The 18431-nt window shown below is 72.5% G+C and carries 14 protein-coding genes; 5 read left to right on the plus strand and 9 right to left on the minus strand.

Features of this window, described 5'->3' with window-relative positions:
• Positions 1-452 precede the first annotated feature (452 nt).
• Both typA and AQJ11_RS10205 read right to left on the minus strand, forming a co-directional pair.
• Positions 453-2360 (minus strand): translational GTPase TypA, encoded by a 1908-nt coding sequence (gene typA / locus AQJ11_RS10200; RefSeq protein ID WP_014674768.1) that lies wholly within the window; start codon positions 2358-2360, stop codon positions 453-455.
• A 171-nt stretch (positions 2361-2531) separates the two neighbouring features.
• On the minus strand, positions 2532-4844 hold the full coding sequence (locus tag AQJ11_RS10205) for an ABC transporter family substrate-binding protein (protein ID WP_059262791.1): 2313 nt from the start codon (positions 4842-4844) through the stop codon (positions 2532-2534).
• A 313-nt stretch (positions 4845-5157) separates the two neighbouring features.
• Here AQJ11_RS10205 and AQJ11_RS10210 point away from each other — a divergent pair, with 313 nt between their 5' ends.
• Genes AQJ11_RS10210 through AQJ11_RS10225 form a run of 4 tightly spaced genes read left to right on the plus strand, consistent with a single transcriptional unit; the run spans position 5158 to position 9040 of the window.
• Entirely contained in the window at positions 5158-5442 is a 285-nt protein-coding gene (locus tag AQJ11_RS10210) for a hypothetical protein (protein WP_014674766.1), read from the plus strand.
• 28 nt (positions 5443-5470) lie between these two features.
• A complete protein-coding gene (locus AQJ11_RS10215) occupies positions 5471-6292 on the plus strand; it encodes a hypothetical protein (RefSeq protein WP_014674765.1) in 822 nt (273 codons plus the stop codon).
• 22 nt (positions 6293-6314) lie between these two features.
• On the plus strand, positions 6315-8270 hold the full coding sequence (locus AQJ11_RS10220; RefSeq protein ID WP_059262793.1) for a fumarate reductase/succinate dehydrogenase flavoprotein subunit: 1956 nt from the start codon (positions 6315-6317) through the stop codon (positions 8268-8270).
• The gene (locus AQJ11_RS10225; RefSeq protein ID WP_014674763.1) at positions 8267-9040 is read left to right on the plus strand and encodes a succinate dehydrogenase/fumarate reductase iron-sulfur subunit; all 774 of its coding nucleotides are present in this window, start codon (positions 8267-8269) and stop codon (positions 9038-9040) included. Before AQJ11_RS10220 ends, AQJ11_RS10225 begins: the two co-directional genes overlap by 4 nt.
• On the opposite strand, the gene AQJ11_RS10230 is transcribed toward AQJ11_RS10225, so the two are convergent.
• Positions 9018-10148: a hypothetical protein gene (locus tag AQJ11_RS10230; RefSeq protein WP_059262794.1), complete on the minus strand. Its 1131-nt coding sequence runs from the start codon at positions 10146-10148 to the stop codon at positions 9018-9020. The genes AQJ11_RS10225 and AQJ11_RS10230 overlap by 23 nt on opposite strands.
• Before the next feature lie 80 nt (positions 10149-10228).
• On the opposite strand from AQJ11_RS10230, the gene AQJ11_RS10235 reads away from it, so the two are divergent.
• Positions 10229-11833 (plus strand): hypothetical protein, encoded by a 1605-nt coding sequence (locus AQJ11_RS10235; RefSeq protein WP_059262795.1) that lies wholly within the window; start codon positions 10229-10231, stop codon positions 11831-11833.
• A 64-nt stretch (positions 11834-11897) separates the two neighbouring features.
• On the opposite strand, the gene AQJ11_RS10240 is transcribed toward AQJ11_RS10235, so the two are convergent.
• From AQJ11_RS10240 to AQJ11_RS10265, 6 genes are all read right to left on the minus strand, one after another.
• Positions 11898-14486: a SpoIIE family protein phosphatase gene (locus tag AQJ11_RS10240; protein ID WP_014674760.1), complete on the minus strand. Its 2589-nt coding sequence runs from the start codon at positions 14484-14486 to the stop codon at positions 11898-11900.
• Between the two features lie 271 nt (positions 14487-14757).
• A complete protein-coding gene (locus AQJ11_RS10245; protein ID WP_014674759.1) occupies positions 14758-15186 on the minus strand; it encodes an ATP-binding protein in 429 nt (142 codons plus the stop codon).
• Between the two features lie 112 nt (positions 15187-15298).
• Positions 15299-15724: a (deoxy)nucleoside triphosphate pyrophosphohydrolase gene (locus AQJ11_RS10250; RefSeq protein WP_014674758.1), complete on the minus strand. Its 426-nt coding sequence runs from the start codon at positions 15722-15724 to the stop codon at positions 15299-15301.
• A gap of 30 nt (positions 15725-15754) precedes the next feature.
• Positions 15755-15946, minus strand: coding sequence for an SPOR domain-containing protein (locus tag AQJ11_RS10255; RefSeq protein WP_030649874.1), 192 nt, complete (start codon positions 15944-15946; stop codon positions 15755-15757).
• A gap of 388 nt (positions 15947-16334) precedes the next feature.
• Entirely contained in the window at positions 16335-17087 is a 753-nt protein-coding gene (locus AQJ11_RS10260) for a GntR family transcriptional regulator (RefSeq protein ID WP_058081771.1), read from the minus strand.
• 149 nt (positions 17088-17236) lie between these two features.
• On the minus strand, positions 17237-18307 hold the full coding sequence (locus AQJ11_RS10265; protein ID WP_059263076.1) for a DUF4190 domain-containing protein: 1071 nt from the start codon (positions 18305-18307) through the stop codon (positions 17237-17239).
• Between the last annotated feature and the right edge of the window lie 124 nt (positions 18308-18431).

Raw genomic sequence — 18431 nt, forward strand, 5'->3', positions numbered from 1 at the left:
AGAGGTGTCCGCGTACTCCGAGAACGCGCGTGACCGCAGTCGGACGCGCGTAGTTACCGGGGTTCCCTCCTCATGACTTCACGTGTTCACCAACTGTCGAGGGTTTCCGTCTTCCCTCCGACACCCCTGACGGAGGGTCAGAAACCCCGTGGTGCTCGTGAGTCGGCGCTGTCCCCACAGCGCGAGACCCATTGACCCGAGCGCTACGCGGCTAACTATCTGCCATGGGTCGACCACCGACCACTGCCCGTAGATCTCAATTCAGTCACAGCTCACGCCTACACCTTCCAAAATCTGGACAAACTGTTCGCCAGAAGAAGGCGCGAAACGGACTTGTTACATGGCTATCGGGCAGCGATCTCCGCATGTCGGACATGGGGCGCCCGAAAACTGGTTGCAAAAAGCCCGGGTTCCCCCACCGTGGGGGGAACCCGGGCTCAAGTGGCCGGGAATCAGCTGTGCTTGGCGCGGCTCGCGGCCCGCGCCCGCTCCCGCTGGTCGAGCACGACCTTGCGGATGCGAACGGCCTCCGGGGTCACCTCGACGCACTCGTCGTCGCGGCAGAACTCCAGCGACTGCTCCAGCGACAGCTTGCGCGGCGGAACGATCGACTCGGTCACATCGGCCGTCGAGGACCGCATGTTGGTGAGCTTCTTCTCCTTGGTGATGTTGACGTCCATGTCGTCGGAGCGGGAGTTCTCGCCGACGATCATGCCCTCGTACACCTCGGTGCCCGGCTCCACGAAGAGCACGCCGCGCTCCTGGAGGTTCGTCATCGCGAACGCGGTGACGGCACCGGAGCGGTCGGCGACCAGGGAGCCGTTGTTCCGGGTCTGGAGCGGACCGGCCCACGGCTCGAAGCCCTCGTGGATGGAGTGGGCGATGCCCGTGCCACGGGTCTGCGTCAGGAACTCGGTGCGGAAGCCGATCAGACCGCGGGAGGGGACGACCCATTCCATGCGGACCCAGCCGGAGCCGTGGTTGGACATGTTGTCCATGCGGCCCTTGCGCACGCCCATGAGCTGGGTGACGGCACCCATGTGCTCCTCGGGCACGTCGATCGTCATGCGCTCCATCGGCTCGTACGTCTTGCCGTCGACGTCCTTGGTGACGACCTGCGGCTTGCCGACGGTCAGCTCGTAGCCCTCGCGGCGCATGGTCTCGACCAGGATGGCGAGCGCCAGCTCACCACGGCCCTGCACCTCCCAGGCGTCCGGGCGCTCGGTCTCCAGGACACGGAGGCTGACGTTACCGATCAGCTCGCGGTCCAGGCGGTCCTTGACCTGGCGGGCGGTGACCTTGCGGTCCTTGACGGCCGCCTTCTTGTCGGCGCCCTTGCCGGTGGCGCCACGGCCGACCAGCGGGGAGGTGTTGGTGCCGATCACCATGGAGATCGCCGGCTCGTCGACCTTGATCAGGGGCAGCGCGACCGGGTTCTCCGGGTCGGCCAGCGTCTCGCCGATCATGATGTCCGGGATACCGGCCACCGCGCAGATGTCACCCGGGCCCGCCTTCTCGGCCGGCTTGCGGGTGAGCGCCTCCGTCATCATCAGCTCGGAGATGCGGACGTTGCTGACGGAGCCGTCCCGCTTGATCCAGGCGACCGTCTGGCCCTTGCGCAGCTCGCCCTGCTCGACCCGGAGCAGCGCGATACGGCCGAGGAAGTTGTCGGCGTCCAGGTTGGTGACGTGCGCCTGGAGCGGGGCGTCCTCGTCGTAGGTCGGGGCCGGGATGTGCTCCAGGATGGTGGAGAAGAACGGCTCCAGGCTGGTGGAGTCCGCCGGGACCGTGCCGTTTTCCGGCTTGGTCAGCGAGGCGATGCCGTCACGGCCGCAGGCGTAGACGATCGGGAACTCGATCTGCTCCTCGTCCGCGTCCAGGTCGAGGAAGAGGTCGTAGGTCTCGTTGACGACCTCGTCGATACGGGCGTCCGGACGGTCCGTCTTGTTGATGCACAGGATGACGGGAAGCCGGGCCTGGAGCGCCTTGCGCAGCACGAAGCGGGTCTGCGGCAGCGGGCCCTCGGAGGCGTCCACCAGCAGCACGACGCCGTCGACCATCGACAGACCGCGCTCGACCTCGCCGCCGAAGTCGGCGTGGCCGGGGGTGTCGATGATGTTGATGGTGATGGGCTCCCCGCCGTCCTTGGGGTGGTACTTCACCGCCGTGTTCTTGGCGAGGATCGTGATGCCCTTCTCACGCTCCAGGTCGTTCGAGTCCATGACGCGGTCGTCGACCTGATCGAGCTGGTGGGCGGCGAAGGCGCCGGCCTGCTTGAGCATCCCGTCGACGATGGTGGTCTTGCCGTGGTCGACGTGGGCGACGATGGCGACGTTGCGAATGTCGTGGCGCGTGGCCATAGTGTGGCGTACTCCCGGAGTGTGCGGACTGCCCTGCGCGTACGTCCGTCGCGCGGGCCCTGCCGGGCTGGACACGCCACGGCCTCACCCCATGGTACGTGGCCTCTGCGGCGGGAGCTCGCCGGGATACGAAGGTGCAGCTCAGGCCGCCTCCCACGCCCCCGGCGACGGCTATGTGGCCGGGCTCGGCGAAACCTTCGCCCCCTTCTTCAGGAAGCCCATGTCCTCGTAGACCGGCGTCCCGAAGCCGAAGGCCCCGGCGTTGACCACGTTCTTGCGGACCCCCACCAGCTGGGGCCGCTGGTAGAGCGGGATCGAGCCGGCGGCGGCCCAGATGCGGGCGTCGGCCTTGCGGATCAGGGAACGCGCCTCGTCCTCGTCCAGCGTGGTCCCGGCCTGGTCGAAGAGCTGGTCGACCTGGTCCGTGCCGACCCGCGTGTAGTTCTGCTCGACGTTCACCGAGCCGTCCGCCGCCGCGACCGGCTTGGCGTAGATGGGCCGGGCGTCCGTCGCCGGGAACGCGGAGGACGGCCAGGAGTACAGGGCGAGGTCGTAGTCGCCGGCGGCGATGTGGTCCTTGAAGTAGCTCTCGTCGGAGACCTTGGTGATCGTCGTGCGGATGCCGACCTGCTCCAGCATCGCGGAGATCCGCTCGGCGACCGAGTTCAGCGTCTGCGAGCCGGATCCGGAGGGCAGGACGAAGCGCAGCGCGAGCGGCTTGCCGTCCTTCGCGAGCGGTCCGGCGGGCGCGGCGGCCGGGGCGGCCGTGCCCTGGGGGGCGTAGGCGCCGGGCGCGCCGCCGTGCTTGCCCTCCCGCACGAGGTGCTGGTCGGGGTGCTCGTGCTGGTCGCCGGCGGACTCGTGGTGCTTGCCCTTGCCGTCGCCGTCCGGACCGCCGTGGCTGCCGCCGCCGGCCTGGCTCCCGTCGTCGCGGCCCTTCTCGTCGTCGTCCTCCCCGACGACGTACTCGCCGTCCTTGCCGCCGTTCGACACGTCCTCGGCGGAGCGCTCGGGGCCGGCCGCCTTCTCGGGCTTCTTCTGCTCCTTGAGCGGGCCGCCGCGCACCCAGCCGGCGTCGGCGAGCAGTGCCTGCGCCTCCTTGGCGTCCTGGGCGCCGATCGCACCGCTGGCGTCGGCGTAGGCGGCCTGCCCGGACAGGGCGAGGTGGCTGCCGACGGGCACGGCGGGCAGCCCCAGCGGGGTGAGCACCAGCCGGGCCAGCTCCACGCGGTCCAGGGCGCGGGCGACGGCCCGGCGGACCCGTTCGTCGGCGAGGGGACCGGTGGAGCCGTTGAGGGCGAGCTGGGTGTAGGCGGGCTCCAGGGACTTGCGGACCTCGACGTCCCGCAGTGCCTGCTGCTGCTCCAGGTACCGGGTGATGGCCTTGCGCAGCTTGTTCTTGCCGGCGTGCACCTGGTCGGAGTCGAAGCCGTGTGCGAGCGCCCAGTCACGCAGCTTCTTCGCGGAGGTCCTGCCCCCGGCGCCCTGGAGCGGGGTGCCGGTGCCCTTCTCGCGGCTCGCCAGCCCGATCCGCTGGGCGTCGGCGGAGTCGATCTCGGCGAGGTCCACGCTGCCGTCGGCGAGGGCGGCGGCCCGCTTGTCGCGCGACACGGCGTGCAGCACGATCTCGTTCAGCTTGGCGGGCTTGCCCCACCAGCGCGGGTTGCGGGTGAGGACGACGTCCTTCTTGGCGGTGTCGACCTTCGCGACCTTGAAGGGCCCGGCGGTGACCTTCAGCTTGCGCCGGGCGCCGTCGTTGAAGGCGTCCGGGGTGCCCATGACGTCCTTCGGGTACAGCGGGGAGAACAGCGACTTCCAGTCGGCGTAGGGGCGGGAGAAGGTCACCCGGACCTGGAGGTCGTTGGCGCCGCGCTCGATCTTGGCGATGCGGTCGTAGCCGGCGTTGCGGGCGGTCCAGAAGGCGCTGTTCTTGCCGGACAGGGCGCGCCACTGGGCGACGAAGTCGGCGGCGCCGATCTCCCGGCCGTCGGTCCAGACGGCCTGCTGGTTCAGCTTGTACAGCACGACCTGGCGCGGCTCGGTCTCGATGACCTTGGCCGATTCCAGATAGGCCGGGTTGGGCACCGGCCGCCCGGCGGCGTCCAGCCGGAACATGGACGGCAGCACGGCCTGGGCGACGCGGCTGGTGCCGGCGTCGGCGTCGGCCTGGAAGGTGTTCAGGGTCTCCGGTACGGCGTCCACGGCCCACTTCAGGGTCCCGCCGTCGGCGACCTTGTCGCGGGCGACGAGAGCGATGTCCTGCGGTGCGAGGGGGGTGCCGGCCTCGTCGTCCTCGCCGCAGCCGGCGAGGAGGGGGACGGCGAGGGCGCTCGCGCCGAGGAAGACGAGGGCGCGCTTGACGTGCCGGGACCGGCCGCCGGCCGTCTGCGGGTGCGTCGCGGCTGGTCGCTCCCCGCGGCAGAGCCGCCCGTCGATGGAGCCTCGCACCCCTGCGGGGCGCTGCCCAACGCCGTCGTAGGACATCTCTGCTACCTCCAGGAAGCCACGGGCCTTATGCTCGCATTTGTCGGTATATGGAGCTGATCACGTTTGGCGGTATATGGAGCTGATCAGATCTATGCGGCCACTGAAGAGGAAAGGATCCGGCCACGGTGGGCGACACGGCGACGACGGCCGGCAAGCCCACCCGTGCGGCGCAACACACCGGGCAGTGCATCCGTGCGCCTCGGCCAATCGCTGCACATCCCTTCACACCGGCGTGCGTGAGGCGCAACACTCCAAGGCGCATGAACGTTGCCGCCCATGACCGCCGGACCCGCGGAAGCGAGGGCAAGTCATGTCCGTGCACGACGACATCAACGCCGTCCAGCGCTGCCTCGACGACCTCAACCGGTCGGTGAGCCGCCTGGAACACCAGCTCGGCAGCGCTCTGGAGATACGCCGGGTCCGCCTGGACGCCGACCACCTGCGTGAGAGCGTGGCCCTGCTGCGGGAGGCCGCCGCCCCGGCCACGCCACGCCGGCCCGACCTCGTCACCATCTCCGACGCGCCGTACGACATCAGCCTGTGGACGGACTCGGACGACGAGGGCCTGGGCGCCCGCGACCGCCGCGCCCCCTGACACTCCCCCGAACCGACCGGAGTCCCCCTTGGCTACTGGTACGGAACCCCAACAGAACAGCGGTGGCGTACGCGCCCGTACGCGCGCCGCGATCGCCGCCCCGCACCTGCGGACCGACCGCTGGTGGCTGGCGCCCGCCGCCACCGCGGCCGGCCTGCTGGCCTTCGTCGTGTACTCGACCTGGCGGGCCTTCGCGAACGCCCACTACTACGCGGCCCCGTACGTCTCGCCGTTCTACTCGCCGTGCCTTGCGGAGAACTGCCGGACCATGCGCGCCGGGCCCAACGCCGACCTCTTCGGGGGCTGGTGGGGCATCTCCCCCGCCGTCATCATCCTGATCTTCCCGCTCGGCTTCCGGCTGACCTGCTACTACTACCGCAAGGCGTACTACCGCGCCTTCTGGGCGTCCCCGCCCGCCTGCGCGGTGGCCGAGCCGCACCGGACGTACACCGGCGAGACCCGCTTCCCGCTGGTCCTCCAGAACATCCACCGGTACTTCTTCTACGCCGCCCTGCTGGTGGCCGGCGTGCTGACGTACGACACCGTGCTGGCCTTCCGGGACGAGCACTACCGGTGGGGGCACATGGGCCTGGGCACCCTGGTCTTCCTCGCCAACATCGCGCTGATCTGGGCGTACACCCTCTCGTGCCACTCCTGCCGGCACATCGTCGGCGGCAAGCTCAAGCACTTCTCCCGGCACCCCGTGCGCTACCGCGCCTGGCAGTTCGTCGGCCGGCTCAACGCCCGCCACATGCAGCTCGCCTGGGCCTCGCTGCTCAGCGTGGCGCTCGCCGACTTCTACGTCTACCTGGTCGCGTCCGGGGTCTTCGACGATCCGCGCTTCTTCTAGAGATCCAGTGAGGGACTGACTGATGTCCGTGGTCGACCGGCAGGAGTGGGACGTCGTGGTGGTCGGCGCCGGGGGCGCGGGCCTCCGCGCGGCGATCGAGGCGCGCGAGCGGGGCGCCCGCACGGCGGTGATCTGCAAGTCGCTGTTCGGCAAGGCGCACACGGTGATGGCCGAGGGCGGCATCGCGGCGGCGATGGCCAACGCCAACGAGCACGACACCTGGCAGGTCCACTTCCGCGACACCATGCGCGGCGGCAAGTTCCTCAACCAGTGGCGGATGGCCGAACTGCACGCGCGGGAGGCCCCGGACCGGGTGTGGGAGCTGGAGACCTGGGGCGCGCTGTTCGACCGTACGAAGGACGGCCGCATCGCGCAGCGGAACTTCGGCGGACACGAGTACCCGCGCCTGGCCCACGTGGGCGACCGTACGGGCCTGGAGCTGATCCGCACGCTCCAGCAGAAGATCGTCGCGCTCCAGCAGGAGGACTTCCAGGAGACCGGGGACTACGAGTCCCGGCTGAAGGTCTTCCAGGAGTGCACGGTCACCCGGATCCTCAAGGACACGCCGTCCGACGGCGGCTCCGCCGGGGGCCGCGTGAGCGGTGTCTTCGCCTACGACCGGGAGACCGGCCGCTTCTTCGTCCTCCAGGCGCCGGCCGTGGTCCTCGCGACCGGGGGCATCGGCAAGTCCTTCAAGGTCACGTCCAACTCGTGGGAGTACACGGGCGACGGCCACGCGCTGGCGCTGCTGGCCGGCGCCCCGCTGCTCAACATGGAGTTCGTGCAGTTCCACCCGACGGGCATGGTCTGGCCGCCGTCGGTGAAGGGCATCCTCGTCACCGAGTCGGTGCGCGGGGACGGCGGGGTGCTGCGGAACTCCGAGGGCAAGCGGTTCATGTTCGACTACATCCCGGAGGTCTTCAAGGAGAAGTACGCCGAGTCGGAGGAGGAGGCCGACCGGTGGTACGAGGACCCCGACCACAACCGCCGGCCGCCCGAACTCCTCCCCCGCGACGAGGTGGCCCGCGCGATCAACGCCGAGGTGAAGGCGGGCCGGGGCTCCCCGCACGGCGGGGTCTTCCTGGACGTGTCGACCCGGATGCCCGCCGAGGTGGTCCGGCGCCGGCTGCCGTCCATGTACCACCAGTTCAAGGAGCTGGCGGACGTCGACATCACCGCGGAGGCCATGGAGGTCGGGCCGACCTGCCACTACGTGATGGGCGGCATCGCCGTCGACTCCGACACGGCGGCGGCGCGCGGGGTGCCCGGGCTGTACGCGGCCGGTGAGGTGGCCGGCGGCATGCACGGCTCCAACCGGCTCGGCGGCAACTCCCTGTCCGACCTGCTGGTGTTCGGGCGCCGGGCCGGCCGGCACGCGGCGGAGTACGCGCGGGCGCTGGCCCACCGCCGCCCGTCCGTGGACGACGCCCAGGTCGGCGCGGCGTCGGCGGAGGCGCTGCGGCCGTTCTCCGTCGGCGCGGAGGGCGAGGCGGGCCCGCCGGAGAATCCGTACACCCTGCACCAGGAACTCCAGCAGGCGATGAACGACCTGGTCGGCATCATCCGCCGCGAGGGCGAGATGGAGCAGGCCCTGCACAAGCTGGCCGAGCTGCGGGTGCGGGCCCGGCGGGCCGGCGTCGAGGGCCACCGCCAGTTCAACCCCGGCTGGCACCTCGCCCTGGACCTCAGGAACATGCTGCTGGTCAGCGAGTGCGTGGCCCGGGCCGCGCTGGAGCGCACCGAGTCGCGCGGCGGGCACACCCGCGAGGACCATCCCCGGATGGAGCGGGCCTGGCGCAACGTGAACCTGCTGTGCACCCTCGCCGACCCCGCCGGCGGCCTCGCGGCGACCGACCCGGCCCGCGGCCAGATCCGCCTCACCCGCGAGACCACCGAACCCATCCGCCCGGACCTGCTCGCCCTCTTCGAGAAGGAGGAGCTGGTCAAGTACCTCGCCGAAGAGGAGCTGTACGAGTGAGCAGCTACGAAGCCCGCTTCCAGGTGTGGCGGGGCGACGAACAGGGGGGCGGCCTGGAGGACTTCACGGTCGAGGTGAACGACGGCGAGGTGGTCCTGGACATCGTCCACCGCCTCCAGGCCACCCAGGCGCCCGACCTCGCCGTGCGCTGGAACTGCAAGGCGGGCAAGTGCGGTTCGTGCTCGGCGGAGGTCAACGGCCGCCCCCGGCTGCTGTGCATGACCCGTATGTCGGTCTTCGACCGCGCGGAGACGATCACGATCACCCCGCTGCGCGCCTTCCCGGTGATCCGGGACCTGGTGACGGACGTCGGGTTCAACTACCAGAAGGCGCGCGAGATCCCGGCCTTCGTGCCGCCCCCCGGTCTCGGCCCCGGCGAGTACCGCATGTTCCAGGAGGACGTGGACCGCCCGCAGGAGTTCCGCAAGTGCATCGAGTGCTTCCTGTGCCAGAACACCTGCCATGTGGTGCGGGACCACGAGGAGAACAAGCAGGCCTTCGCGGGCCCGCGCTACCTGATGCGCGTCGCCGAACTCGACATGCACCCGCTGGACGCGGCAGCCGGGACCGGCCTGGACCGCGGGCGCACCGCCCAGGACGACCACGGCCTCGGCTACTGCAACATCACCAAGTGCTGCACCGAGGTCTGCCCCGAGGGCATCAAGATCACCGACAACGCCCTGATCCCGCTGAAGGAACGCGCGGTGGACCGCAAGTACGACCCGCTGGTCTGGCTGGGTTCGAAGATCAGGAGGCGGTCGGGGGCGTAGCCACCCAGTCCTCCCGGTACGCCCGCCAGTCCGCCTCGGTGGCCGCGAAGTCCACGTAGAGGGCGACGCCGAAGCGGGCCCGGCCGGCGTCCGTGCGGCTCAGCCCGAGACGGACCCCGCGGACGGCGGCCGGGACGGTCTCGGCGCGCGCCCGGTGACCGAACCGGTTCTCGTGGTAGAAGGGCAGGCCCATCAGCAGGTCGGTGCCCTCGGGGGTGGCCTCCAGGGCGAGGCTGGTCTGCTGGGCCACGTAGCCGCCGTACAGGCTCTCCAGCGGCTGCATGGTGTCGTACGACATGACGGCGATCTGGTCCACCCGCCGGGCCACCTGCCCGAAGTACGCCTGCGACCACCACTTGGGGTGGCCGGTGGTCGTGCCCCAGAAGGAGTGGAAGGCGGGCAGCGGGTCGATCTGGTGGGCCGCGACGGAGAGGACGGCGCCCCGGGCGTGGGTGAGGTCGCGCAGGTCGTCGAGGAGGGACAGGTAGTCGCGGTCGCCGGAGTGGAGCGGTTCCAGGTCGACGTGGGTGCCCTCGAAACCGGCGGCGAGGATCTGCCGGGCCGAGGTGACGACCGCCGCCCGGGTCGCGGCACGCTCCAGGCGCAGGCCGTCCGGGCTCTCACTGGCCAGCTTGTCGCCGAGCCAGGCCTGGACGCGGACGCCGGGGAGTTCCCGGTGGACGGCCGCGATCAGCCGGCGGGCCTTCGGGTACGCCGACGCCGGCAGGGTCCCGTCGTGTTCGAGCGGCCCCGCGTGGACGTACAGATCGCGGATCCCCGTGCCCCTCAGGCGGCGGGCGAGGGCCTCGACGTCCCGGTCGGTCCTGCGTCCGTCCACCCAGGCGTGCCCGAGCCAGAGGGCGTCCTGGTGCCGGGTGCGGGTACCGGGGGCCGGATCACCGGTGTAGTTGAGACGGAGGGCCGTCTCGGCGGTGAGGAGGGGGAGCAGGAGCAGGGCGAGGAGGCCGGCGGCGATCCGCAGGAGGCGGCGTGTGCGGCGGCGGGGGGCGGTCCGGGGTCCGGCGCCGTCGGTATGGACACCATCGCTATGGACGTCCCCGGTATCGACGCCATCGGTCCGGTTCCCGCCCGTCCGGTTCTCGTCCATTCCGCCCCCCTGTCCGCCTGGTCCCCCACCCGTATCCACCCCGCTCGCGGAGCCGTCTAGCGGCCCATACGCTCCGAAATGTGACGTCCTCCCTGTTCCGGGGCCGGCCCCGGCGGGCCACCGCGCACATACGGGCGCGGGTGGCGCATGCCGTGCTGGGCGCCCTGGTGGGGGCCGGGTGGCTGGTGTTGCCGGTGATGACGGTCGATACCCGTGATCCGGTTCCCGTGGCGCCCGCCGGCGCGGTGGCGAGCGCCGCCGCGTCATCGCAGGCCGGCACGTCGGCCGCCGACCTCGTACTGCCGCTCGTCGCCGGGGTCGCGGCCGTGGCCCTGGCCGGATTCGGCTGGCTGCGGCGCACCCGCCGGGCCCGGACCCGGACGACCCCGGGGACCGTCTCGGCACATCCGCCCGTGCCCGCCCCGGCCGCCTCCGAACGCCAGGCCCGGGCGGCACTGCGGCTGGCCGACGACTGCGTACGGACCAGCCGGGAGGAACTGTCCTTCGTGCGGGAACGGTTCGGGGAGCAGCGGACCGAGCCGTTCACGCACGCGCTGCGGGCCGCCGGGACCGAGTTGTCGGCGGCGTTCGCCGTCTGGCGGCGGTACGAGGAGGGCGTCCCCCAGGAGGCGGGCGCCCGGCGTCAGGCACTGGCCGGGGTGATCGGCCGCTGCGCGGAGGCCGGACGCCGGCTGGACGCGCAGGCGGAGGCGCTGGACCGGTTGCGGGACCTCACGGCGGACGGGGAGGGGATGCGCGCGGCGCTGGAGGTGGCCGAGGAGCGGTTCCGGGAGCTGGCGGCGCGGGCGATGGCCGCGCAGAGGACCCTGGCGGCGCTGCGGGAGCGGTACGCGCGCTCGGTCGCCGGGTCCGTCACCGGGTACGTCGAACAGGCCAAGGACCGGCTGGTGTTCGCCGGCGCCCGGCTGAACGAGGCCCGGCAGGCCGCCGACGTGGGCGAGACACGGCGGGCCGCGTGGCAGTTGCGCGCGGGCGAGGGCGCGGTGGCCCAGGCGGGGGTGCTGGTGGGCGGGGTGGAGCGGCTCGCGGCCCAGGTACGGGAGGCGGCCGGACTGGTACCGGCCGCGCTGACCGGCGCGGAGGCGGAGCTGGCGGCGGCCCGGCGCACCGCGCCGGCACCGGGTGAGCCGGAGGCCCGGCCGGCGGAGGTAAGGCGGGAGAGCGGGCGGGGCTCGCCAGCCCCGGGGGAACCGGCTGCCCGGTCGGCCCACGTCGACGGGGTCCTGGCGGTGGTCCGTGAGGAGCTGACCGGTGGGCCGTACGACCCGCTGGACGCGCTGCGCCGGATCACTCGGGCCGTCGAGCGTCTGACGGGGGTGCGGTCGGGGGTGCTGGGCGCGGCGGCGCTGCTCGTGGCGCGCAGTTCGGTCGCCGGGGCGGAGGAGTTCGTCGGGGTGCACCGGGGGGCGGTGGGTGCGGAGGCCCGGGCCCGGCTGGCGGAGGCGGCTCGCGAGCTGGGCGCGGGCAGCGCGGGGTGGGCCGACGTCGTGGCCGGGGAGGCGCGGAGGCTGGCCGACCGGGATGTCCGGGCCCACGGCACCGAGGGGGACGCGACCGGCCCCGCCGGTGCGGTGCTGGGCGGCATCCTCCTCGGAGAGGACCCGGACGGCGGTCCCCCGCCCGCGTTCGGCGGCCCACAGACCCGCTCCCGGCTGCACAGGTAGGGCCGCCGTCCAAGGACGCCCCACACCGGCACCGGCGGCTGCTGCCTCCTTCAGGCGGCTGGGGTCAGAACAGGCTCAGCAGCGCCTCTGCCGGGTCGGTGAGGCCGCCCTCTCCGCCGGGCAGCGGCAACTCGAACCAGACCGTCTTGCCGCGGGGCGTCCGCCGCGAGCCCCAGGCCGCGCTGAGCAGCCCGACCAGCTGGAGCCCGCGTCCGCCCTCGTCGGTGTCCCGGGCCCGTCGGCGCCGGGGCTGGACCAGGCCGGAGTCCCAGACCTCGCAGACCAGGGTGCGGTCCAGGAGGAGCCGTAGCCTGATGTCCCCCTCGCCGTACCGCAACGCGTTCGTCACCAGCTCGCTGACCAGCAGTTCCGTCGTGTCGACCAGCGGCTCCAGATCCCAGGAGAGCAGCTGTCCGCGGGCGTACTCCCGGGCCCGGCCCACACTGCGCGGCTCGCGCGGCAGCGTCCAGTCGCCGACGGATTCGGCGGGCAGCCCCTGCACGCGGGCCATCAGCAGGGCGATGTCGTCCTCGCCGTGGTGGGTGTCGAGGGTGTTGAGGACGTGGTCGCAGACGTCCTCCAGGGGCCGGCAGGGGTCGGTGAGCGCGCCGATGAAGGCCTGGAGCCCCTCGTCCAGCGGGTGGTCGCGGGATTCGACCAGGCCGTCCGTGTAGAGCGCGAGCAGCGCGCCCTCGGGGAGTTCGACCTCGACCTCCTCGAACGGCTCGCCGCCCACGCCCAGCGGCATGCCGGGCGGCACGTCGAGCATCAGCGCCGTCTCGCCGGGCTCGACCAGCACGGGCGGCAGATGCCCGGCGTTGGCGAACGTACAGCGTCTGGTGACGGAGTCGTACACGGCGTACACGCAGGTCGCGAGGTACACCTCGGAGAGGTCCGCGTCCCGGGGCTGACGGGCCGTACGGGTCGCCTGCTGGACGCCGCCCGGCGTGCCGAGGCCCCGCGCGATCTCGTCCAGCGCCGAGAGCACTTCCGCCGGTTCCAGGTCCAGCAGGGCCAGCGTGCGGACGGCGGTGCGCAGTTCACCCATCGCCACCGCCGCCCTGAGGCCCCGGCCCATGACGTCCCCGACCACCAACGCCGTGCGGTGACCGGGCAGTTCGATGACGTCGAACCAGTCGCCGCCCACCTCCGTCGCCGCGTTGCCGGGCAGATAGCGGCAGGCGATGTCCAGGCCGGACGCCTCGGGGTCGCCGGGTGGGAGCAGGGAGCGTTGCAGTATCAACGCCCGTTCGTGTTCCCGGCGGTACAGGCGTGCGTTGTCGATGCAGACGGCGGCCCGTGCGGCCAGTTCGACCGCGAGGTCCCGGTCGCGGTCGCCGAACGGCTCGCTGCCCTTCGTCCGGGCGAACTGCGCCAGTCCCACGACCGTGTCGTGGGCGACCATCGGCACCGCCAGCGTGGACTGCACGAGACCGCCCTCCTCGGCGGGCACGCGCTGCGGGCGGGCGGTGCGCAGGGCGTCCGCGCAGGGCGAGGTGAACGGGAAGTGGTGCACCGCGCCGACCTCGACGCGTTTCCCGGAACTGCCGAAGGGCGCACCGGAGACGGCGCTGGCGAAGGCGACGCGGCGCAGTTCGGCGCTGCCGTCGGCGAGGCCGGGAGGGGTCTCGTCGCCGGTCAGCAGGCCCTGGTAGAGGTCGACGGTGGCGAGGTCGCAGAAGCCGGGGACGACGACGTCGAGGAGTTCGCGGGCCGTGGTCTCCAGGTCGAGGGAGTTCCCTATGCGGGCGCCGGCCTCGTTGAGCAGGGCGAGGTTGCGCCGGGCGGCGGCGGCCTCCCGGGCGGCGGCGCGACGGGAGGTGATGTCGGTGCCGAGCCAGGCGACGCCGATGGGCCGGCCGCTGCCGCTGTGCACGCGGTAGAGGTTGACCGACCAGTGCCGGCGTTCCTCGGAGCCCGGGACGAAGCCGGTGACGTGCATGTCGGTGATGGACTCGCCGCTCTCCAGCACCCGCCGCAGCGTGGCCGAGACCCGCTCGGCCTCACCGCGCGGCAGGTAGTCGTGAACTCCCTTGCCCCGGTGGGCGTCCGGGGTGCCGCCGAAGACGGAGGCGAACCGCATGTTGACACGGCGCACCCGCAGGTCCGTGTCGATCAGCAGGAATCCGAAAGGGGATTGACCGAAAATTGCCTGCGAGGCGGCGAGGTCGGTCTCGATGCTGCGCAGCGTGCGGACGTCCACGACGATGCAGACGGCGGCCTTGTCGCCCTCGGCGGTGCGCGTCGGCATGACGTACACCTCGGCCAGGCCCTCTTCGCCGCGGGTGCCGTCCGGCCGGTCCGGCATCCGGAACGGCACCACTCCGGTCCACTCCCGCCCGTCGAGGATTTCGGCCATCTTCCGCTGGCCGCGCTCGCGCAGGTCGGGATCGATGAAGGCCTCTATGGGGTCCATGCCGACGGCGCGTGCGGCGGGGATGCCGAAGAGCTGCTCGGCGCGCAGGCTCCACTGGTCGACCAGCCCGCCGGGACTGATGGAGAAGGACGCGACCTTGATGTAGTCGTAGATGGAACCGGGCGGACTGCTCTGCCACATGGCGTCACCGGGTGCCGCGGCGGCCTCCACGGCCTGCCTCCTCGCGCCGTCCGACGGGTCCTCGGACTCCGTGGCCTTCGCTGGTATCTCGCTCACGCGAACCGTCCCCTCCAGCTCACCGCGTCCGGCACCGGTCACCGGGGGCGGCTGCCCGCAGTATCCAGCACTACGGCGCCGCACGACACGGTGTTCACGATCACAGCTCGGTCCAGGTGCTTTTTGGACCGGTCCGTGACAACACTTCCACTCTTCTAACCAGGGAACACACCACCGAATCACACACCGCGGGACCACGTGCGCCCCCGGCGCGCACGAGGGACGGCACGCTGTCGGCCGTACACCCCCGTGCCCTGCGCGTGCCGTGCCGTCACCCGGGCACCGCCAGTTCGAACCAGACGGTCTTTCCGCTCGCGCCGGGCCGGGTTCCCCAGTCGAGTGAGGAGCCGGCGACCAGTTGGAGGCCGCGTCCGCTCTCGTCCTCGGGGTGGGCGACGCGTTCGCGCGGCAGGTCGGGGAGCGGGTCGGAGACCTCGACGCGCAGCGTGCGGTCGAGCCCGGCGGGGCGGACGAGCCGTACGCCGATGGGGCCGGTGGCATGCCGCAGCGAGTTGGTGACCAGCTCACTGACCAGCAGCGCGGCGAGGTCGGCGACGCAGTCGAGGTGCCAGCCGTGCAGCTGGGACCGGACGGCCGCGCGGGCGCTGCGCACGGCGCCCGGTTCCGCGGGAAACGTCCACTCGGCGCAGTCGCCATCGGTGTCGATCACGCCGATCACTTCCCAGGCCAGCGAGCCCACCCATGTCCGCTTTCATGGGGTTAATGGGCACATACCCGATATCCGGGTCGCAGTACCGCGTGAGAGGGCGCACTGTGGCACGAACGGGCGCGCTCCGCTCGGGGCCGTGCACCTACGCGCGGCGCCCGATCGCGGCCGCCACCTCCCGGACCGCCGGGACGTCCTGGTCGAGCCAGTCGACCTCCCAGATCCGGTCCGGCGTCAGCCAGCGCAGCTCGTCGTGGTCCTGGAGGGGCCGGGGCAGGGGCGAGCCGGGGCGCAGGCGGGCGGTCCACACCTGGAGGACGTACGGCGTCCGCAGCGGCCATGCGCCGGGCACGCGGTCGACCGGTTCGGCGTCGACGCCCAGTTCCTCGCGCAGCTCACGCACCAGCGCGTCCTCGGGCCGCTCCCCCGCCTCGACCTTGCCGCCGGGCAGCTCCCAGCGCCCGGCCAGGTCGGCGGGCGCGCTGCGACGCGCGGCCAGCAGCCTGCCGCCGTCGAACAGGGCGGCTCCCACCACCACGATCCGTTCCGCCTCGGGGGTCGTACGCGTCATGGAGCGGAGCCTACGGGAGCACGCGACCGGTCAGTTCTGCGTGCCGTCCCCGTTCTGCCCGATGCGCTCGACCCAGTAGAGCTGTTTGTGCCCCCGGTCGTCGAGGCTGTCGGCGATCTTCTGCGCCTCCGCGCGGGTCGCGTACCGGCCGACGCGGTAGCGATTGCCGTTGTCGTCCTGCCGTATCACGATCCAGGGCAGGGACACCGTGCCCTCACTCATGGCCCCCACCGCCCGCGCTCCTTCTCGCACCGCCCCGCCCTCCCCCGGGCCCGGGCCCCCGCCGGGCCCCGTATAAGGAAACCGCAATCCGCATATGCCCGAGCGTACGCCCAACCTTCACGCTGCGAATACGGCTTTTCACAAAGAGGTACGCATCGAGCCAGAACGCCGGGGGCGCACGGGACCGAACGCGCCGTCGGGAACGCGGCCGTCCTGGGTCGGGGGCGTGCCGAAGGCACCCCGGACCACCTGCGAGAACGGCCGGATTGCTGCGCCCCGGGCGGCCTCGGCGGGGGCGGGACGGCGCCCGTGACGGCCCGGGCGGCGCACCGGGGTGTGCGCTACCTCACGCGAAGGGGCGCGGGGTGGGCCGCCCGGACGGGGGCGTTCACTTCACCGGCAGGTGGTAGGCGACCCGGTAGCGGTCGGCCGGGATGACCAGGTCGGCGGTCTCCACCGGACGCCCGGAGGCGAAGTAGGTGCGCTGCACGACCAGGACCACGTGTCCGGGGACACCGCCGAGCAGATGCAGTTCCTCGGCGAGGCCGGGGCGGGCGCCGACCTCCTCGGTGACGTTGTCCACGATGACGTCGATGGCCCGCATGCGCTCGACCACGCCCATCCCGCCGAGCGGCCCCTCCTCGGGCAGCATCACCGGGGTGCGGCCGGTGACGGCGAGGGGTTCCCAGGAGGTGGAGAGCATCATCGGCTCGCCGGCCTCCCGGAACAGGTACTTGGTGCGCATGACCCGGTCGCCGGTCTGGATCGCGAGCCGCTCGGCGATGGCCGCGCCGGCCTCGGTCTGCGCGCTGCTGGACTCCCAGGTGCCGCGCACCGTGGCGTCGGCCTGCTCCTGCCGGAACGGGGTGGCGCCGCCGGCCGGGCGGTATCCGGAGCGGGCGACCCGCCGGGGCACGGGCCGCTCGCGCACGTACGTCCCCGAGCCGGAGCGGCCCTCGACCAGGCCCTCGGCCATCAGCACCTTGCGGGCCTCCAGCGCGACCGTGTCCGAGACGCCGTACTCCTCGCGGATGCGGGCCTGCGAGGGGAGGCGGGTATGGGGCGGCAGCGAACCGTCGACGATCTTCTTGCGGAGATCACCCGCGACACGCAGGTACGCCGGCTGCTCACCGAAAGCCACTGGCCGCTCCCATCAGGTTGTACAGACAGCTACAGCCTGGCAACCGTGGGTTGAGCCGTGCAAGCAAAGGCCAGAGAATCACTCGATGTGATGACAAAGGCGCGGGGAGGGCTTTACCCAGGCGCTTTCTGCCCCGTATAGGCGCGCTCTCACACCTGGACGCTGGCGTCGGATCCGTCGTCGTCGGCCGGCACGGTGGTGGCGAGCCCCAGGGCCCTGCGCGCGGGGACCCCCAGGGACGGGTCGATGAGGTCGAAGCCGGTGTCGTAGTGCTCGTAGAAGGCGTCCGCGTCCCCGGCCCGCGCGGCCTTCGCCCACTGCGCGCGCGCCTTGTCCAGGTCGGCGGCGAGCGCGGCCACGGGCCCGCGGGCACGGGCGGGCCAGTCGTGGGCGCGCAGCATCCGGGCCTGTTCGCCCAGCGCGGCCGACACCCGGCCCGCCCAGGCCCTGTGCCCCGGCAGGTCGTCCTCGACGTACTCCGCGTCGGGAGCGGTGTCCAGGGCGGCGTTGAGGACGTGCGCGGCCTTCAGGTAGGCGACCTGGTCGGGGTCGAGGACGGTCTCGTCGTTGCGCAGCGACCCGGTCAGGTCCTCGCCCTCGGCGGTGTTGCCGAACACGCAGGTGATCTCGCGGTCCCCGGCGGCCCAGCCGTCCTCGGTCGGTGTCAGGTAGTACACGTCGACGTCCCGCGGGACCGCCCAGCCGTCCATCGCGTAGCCGTCCTGGAGGCTCCAGCAGCGCTCGTCGGCGGTGTCGCCGACCGCGTCGTCCCCGGGGTAGGAGCCGCCGGGGAGCGTGACGGTAGCGAACACCTCGCCGTCGTGCGCGCCGGCGCAGGAGACCCGGTGCACGTCGTACGTGTCGCCGCTCAGCGCGCCCCCCGGCGTGTCGAAGCACTCGCCCTCGGTCAGCGCGAGCGTCCTGCCGCCGCGTGCGCCGTCCTCGAACCCGTGCCACAGCGCCGAGGCGCCGCCCGTCGCGATCAGCACCGCCCACAGCACCAGCCCGGTCCCGGACAGCGCCGCGCCGCCCACGGCCAGCCCCGTGCCGCGCTCGCCGCGCCGGCGGATCTGGCGCAGCCCGGCCAGCCCGAGCACCAGCCCCACCCCGGGCAGGCAGCACAGCACCCCGAGCACCAGGGAGGCGATGGCGAGGCCGTTGACCGGCGCCGGGTGGTTGTGGGGGTGGTAGCCCTGCGCCCACGGCTGGTAGGCGGGCAACCCCGGGGAGCCGCCCGGCTGCCGGGGGTACGGCGACGGGCCGTACGGCTCCGCCGGCCGCGGCCGGGGTGGCTGGTACGGCTCTTGCGGCTCGCGGGGGCCGGGAGGCGGGGGGAAGGACACC

It is taken from the genome of Streptomyces corchorusii (assembly GCF_001514055.1).
GTDB classification, from domain to species: Bacteria; Actinomycetota; Actinomycetes; order Streptomycetales; family Streptomycetaceae; genus Streptomyces; species Streptomyces olivaceoviridis.